The organism is Metabacillus litoralis (assembly GCF_007994985.1).
In the GTDB taxonomy this organism is placed as follows: Bacteria; Bacillota; Bacilli; order Bacillales; family Bacillaceae; genus Metabacillus; species Metabacillus litoralis.
Genome location: NZ_VOQF01000073.1, coordinates 1 through 351, shown reverse-complemented (window position 1 = coordinate 351; position 351 = coordinate 1). Strand labels below are relative to the sequence as shown.

Annotated in this window: 1 protein-coding gene; it reads right to left on the bottom strand. The window is 33.6% G+C overall.

Annotated elements, in window-relative coordinates:
- On the bottom strand, nucleotides 1-351 hold a 351-nt coding region (locus FS935_RS23245; RefSeq protein WP_146950949.1), incomplete at both ends, for a DUF3492 domain-containing protein.

The following is a 351-nucleotide window of genomic DNA, read 5'->3' as shown; positions in this document are numbered from 1 at the left end:
GTAGGCACAGTTTGATAAATTATAAAAATAATCGATCCATATATCTTTAAAATACCCTTTAATCCAGGACGCCTTAATGATTTCCTCTTCTCTCTCACGTGTATAGATTCCATGTTCAGTTAAAACAAAAGGCTTCTGAAACTGATGTTTCGCTAATGCACCAAGTACACCAGCGTACCCTGTAGAAACACTATGATACAAATCAGCTTCTGGTAATTTTTGATTCATACAAATAAATAGAGGCAATACCATAGAGCGAAGTGCCCAAAACATATCTGTAAAAGGAACAAAAGCAAATCTTTCCTTACAAAGATCATACACAATATCAAAGAAATCTTTACTTGCTAAAAA